4 protein-coding genes are annotated in these 3,813 nt (G+C 67.3%); 2 read left to right on the forward strand and 2 right to left on the reverse strand.

Features of this window, described 5'->3' with window-relative positions; genetic code table 11:
• Together ACESLR_RS06705 and ACESLR_RS06710 are read right to left on the reverse strand one after the other, a co-directional pair.
• On the reverse strand, window positions 1-1,049 hold a 1,049-nt coding region (locus ACESLR_RS06705; RefSeq protein ID WP_373024996.1), incomplete at its 3' end, for a PilT/PilU family type 4a pilus ATPase.
• Between the two features lie 54 nt (window positions 1,050-1,103).
• Entirely contained in the window at window positions 1,104-2,138 is a 1,035-nt protein-coding gene (locus tag ACESLR_RS06710) for a type IV pilus twitching motility protein PilT (RefSeq protein WP_373024995.1), read from the reverse strand.
• A gap of 141 nt (window positions 2,139-2,279) precedes the next feature.
• On the opposite strand from ACESLR_RS06710, the gene ACESLR_RS06715 reads away from it, so the two are divergent.
• Together ACESLR_RS06715 and proC are read left to right on the forward strand one after the other, a co-directional pair.
• The gene (locus tag ACESLR_RS06715; protein ID WP_373024994.1) at window positions 2,280-2,996 is read left to right on the forward strand and encodes a YggS family pyridoxal phosphate-dependent enzyme; all 717 of its coding nucleotides are present in this window, start codon (window positions 2,280-2,282) and stop codon (window positions 2,994-2,996) included.
• Window positions 2,993-3,811 (forward strand): pyrroline-5-carboxylate reductase, encoded by an 819-nt coding sequence (gene proC / locus ACESLR_RS06720; RefSeq protein WP_373024993.1) that lies wholly within the window; start codon window positions 2,993-2,995, stop codon window positions 3,809-3,811. The genes ACESLR_RS06715 and proC overlap by 4 nt, the downstream gene beginning before the upstream one ends.
• The last annotated feature ends 2 nt before the right edge of the window (window positions 3,812-3,813 follow it).

Consider the following 3,813-nt stretch of genomic DNA (forward strand, 5'->3'; position numbering starts at 1 on the left):
TTGACCGAGTCGGCATTGCGCAGGGCCTCGTCGTAGCTGATCTGGCGATTCTCGTAGAGATCGAACAGGGCCTGATCGAAGGTCTGCATGCCCTGCTCGCGCGAGCGCGACATCAATTCCTTCATATCGTGCACCTCGCCCTTCAGGATCAGGTCGGACATCAGCGGGGTGTTGATCATGATCTCCACCGCCGGCACCCGGCCCTCGCCGCTCTCCTTGCGCACCAGTCGCTGCGAGATCACCGCCTTGAGGTTCAGCGACAGGTCCATCAGCAGCTGCTCGCGCCGGTCCTCGGGGAAGAAGTTGATGATGCGGTCCAGCGCCTGGTTGGTGCTGTTGGCATGCAGGGTGGAGAGGCACAAATGCCCGGTCTCGGCGAAGGCGATGCCGTAGTCCATGGTCTCGCGGTCGCGGATCTCGCCGATCAGGATCACGTCCGGGGCCTGGCGCAGGGTGTTCTTCAGCGCGATCTCGTAGTTCTCGGTGTCCACCCCGACCTCGCGCTGGGTGATGATGCTCTTGTCGTGCTCGTGGACGAACTCGATCGGGTCCTCGATGGTGACGATGTGGTCCGGCATCGTGCGGTTGCGGTAGCCGATCATCGCCGCCAGCGAGGTCGACTTGCCCGACCCGGTACCGCCGACGAAGATCACCAGACCGCGCCGCTCCTGGGTGATCTTCTCCAGTTGCGGCGGCATCTGGATGTCCTCGAATTTCGGGATCACCGAGTTGATCGTTCGCAGCACCATGCCGGGGCTGCCGCGCTGGGTGAAGACGTTCACGCGGAAGCGCGACACGCCCTGCAGGCCGATCGCGAAGTTGCACTCCTGGTGGCGTTCGAACTCGGCCGACTGCTTGTCGTTCATCAGCGAACGTACCAGCGCCTGGGTATGCGAAGGCGTCAGCTTCTGTTCGGTCATCGGCACCACCCGGCCGTCGATCTTGGCCGCCGGCGGCATTCCTACCGTAATGAACAGATCCGACCCGTCCCGTTCCACCAGGGCCCGCAGCAGGTCATGCATGTACTTGATCGCCTTGTCACGATCCATGGCGTTCTCCGTTGCTTCCCGCTGCGGCGCTCATACCGGTCCGAGGGGTTCTGGTCAGATGGAATCGGGGTTGGCGGCCTTTCGCCGCGCGTCCTCGCGGCTGATCACACCCTGGGCGAGCATGTCCTTCAGGCACTGGTCCAGCGTCTGCATGCCGGTACCGGCGCTGGTCTGGATCGTCGAGTACATCTGCGCGATCTTGTTCTCGCGGATCAGGTTCCGGATCGCCGGCGTGCCGAGCATGATCTCGTGCGCGGCGATACGCCCGCCGCCGATCTTCTTCATCAGGGTCTGGGCGATGACCGCGCGCAGCGACTCGGACAGCATCGCGCGCACCATGTCCTTTTCGGCCGCCGGGAACACGTCGACGATACGGTCGATGGTCTTGGCCGCGGAGCTGGTGTGCAGGGTGCCGAACACCAGGTGGCCGGTCTCGGCCGCGGTCAGGGCCAGGCGGATGGTCTCGAGATCACGCAGCTCCCCGACCAGGATGGTGTCCGGATCCTCGCGCAGGGCCGAGCGCAGGGCCTCGGAAAAGCCGTGGGTGTCACGATGCACCTCGCGCTGGTTGACCAGCGACTTCTTCGATTCGTGCACGAACTCGATCGGGTCCTCGATGGTGAGGATGTGTCCGTAGTCGTTCTCGTTGCGGTGGTTGACCATACCCGCCAGCGTGGTCGACTTGCCCGAACCGGTCGGCCCGGTCACCAGCACGATGCCGCGCGGGTAGTTCGAGATCTCCTCGAAGGCGCGCGGGGCGCCGAGTTCCTCGAGGGTCAGGACCTTGGAGGGGATGGTGCGGAAGACCGCCGCCGCACCGCGGTCCTGGTTGAAGGCGTTGACACGGAAGCGGGCCAGCCCCGAAACCTCGAACGAGAAGTCCGTCTCCAGGAACTCCTCGTAGTCCTTGCGCTGGCGGTCGTTCATGATGTCGTAGATCAGGCCCTGGACCTCCTTGTGGTCCATGACCGGCACGTTCACGCGGCGCATGTCGCCGTCGATGCGCACCATCGGCGGCATGCCGGCGGAGATGTGCAGGTCCGAGGCCCCGTTCTTGACCGAAAAGGCCAGCAACTGCGTGATATCCATGCATCCCCCTGTTGTCGGGCGCCACGCCAAGGCGCGTCAGCACCCGGGTGGCAGCCGCAACCACCACGCCCTGTCGCTTGATGAAGGGCCGCGTGAAAATCCGCGGTGACCTTGTGTTCTTCCGGACTATATCATAGGGAAATGACCACACCAGACCATGCCCTGGGCACCGTTCGGGCCCGCATCGAGGCCGCCTGCCGCGAGGCGGGCCGCGACCCGGATTCGGTCCGTCTGCTGGCGGTCAGCAAGACGCGCAGCGCGGACGAGATCCGCGCCCTGCATGCCTGCGGCCAGGACGCTTTCGGCGAGAACTACGTCCCCGAACTGGTGGACAAGCACGACGCCCTGGAGGCGCCTCCGGCACCGCTCGGACTCGAGTGGCACTTCATCGGCGCGCTGCAGGGCAACAAGACCCGCGCCGTGGCCGAGCGCGCCGCCTGGGTGCATACCGTCGACCGCGAACGCATCGCCCGGCGCCTGTCGGACCAGCGCGCGGCGGGCCTGCCGCCACTGCAGGTCTGCCTGCAGGTTAATATCAGCGAAGAGCCGCAGAAGGCCGGCGTGGCACCCGCCGAGACCGCCGCGCTGGCCGACGCCGTGCGCGATCTTCCGGGCCTCGAACTGCGCGGCCTGATGGCCATCCCGGCTGCCGAAGAAGACCCCGTGCGCCAGGGCGAACCCTTTGCACGCCTGCGCGCCCTGCGCGATACCCTGAACGCCCGGGGCCATACACTCGACACGCTGTCCATGGGCATGTCCGGCGACCTCGAGGCCGCGATCCTCGAAGGGGCGACCCTGGTACGCGTCGGTACCGCCCTGTTCGGCCCACGCCAACCCAATTCCAAGGAGTCCGCATGACGGAACACCGCTACGAGGTCGGCTTCGTCGGGGCCGGCAACATGGGCGAGGCCCTGCTCCAGGGGCTGGTCCAGTCCGGTCACGCCGCCGAAACTATCGCCATCGCCGACAAGAGCGCGGAGCGCGTGCGCGACCTGCAGGCCCGCTACCCCGGGCTGGCGAGCGGCAGCGCGAGTGACCTGGCCGCCAGCAGCGCCACCCTGGTCCTCGCGGTCAAGCCGCAGACCCTGCCGGAGCTGGCCCCGACCCTGCGCGACGCGGTAAACCAGGGCCAGCCGCTGGTAATCTCCGTAGCCGCCGGCATCACCACCACCCAGCTCGCCGGGTGGCTGGGCGACAGCACACGCCTGGTTCGCGCAATGCCGAACACCCCAGCCCTGGTCGGCGCCGGGGTCACCGGGCTCTACGCCGCGCCCACTGCGGGCCCCGAGGATCGCGCCACGGCCACCCGACTGCTGGAGGCGGTGGGCCGCGCAATCTGGGTGGAGGACGAGGAGCAGATGCACGCCGTGACCGCCACATCCGGCAGCGGACCGGCCTACGTATTCCTGATGATCGAGGCGATGCAGGAAGCCGCGCAGTCGCTGGGCCTGCCGGCGGACACGGCACTGGAACTGACCCTGGGCACTCTGGCCGGCGCCACCCGCCTGGCCGCGGAAAGCGATGAGAGCGCCGCCGAACTGCGCCACCGCGTCACCTCACCGGGCGGCACCACCGAACGCGCCCTGCAGGCGCTGGAAGACGGTGACCTGCGCGAACTGATGCGCCAGGCCATGGCCGCGGCCGCCGACCGCTCGCGCGAACTCGGCCGCTGAAA

Source organism: Thioalkalivibrio sp., from assembly GCF_041685615.1.
In the GTDB taxonomy this organism is placed as follows: domain Bacteria; phylum Pseudomonadota; class Gammaproteobacteria; order Ectothiorhodospirales; family Ectothiorhodospiraceae; genus Thioalkalivibrio.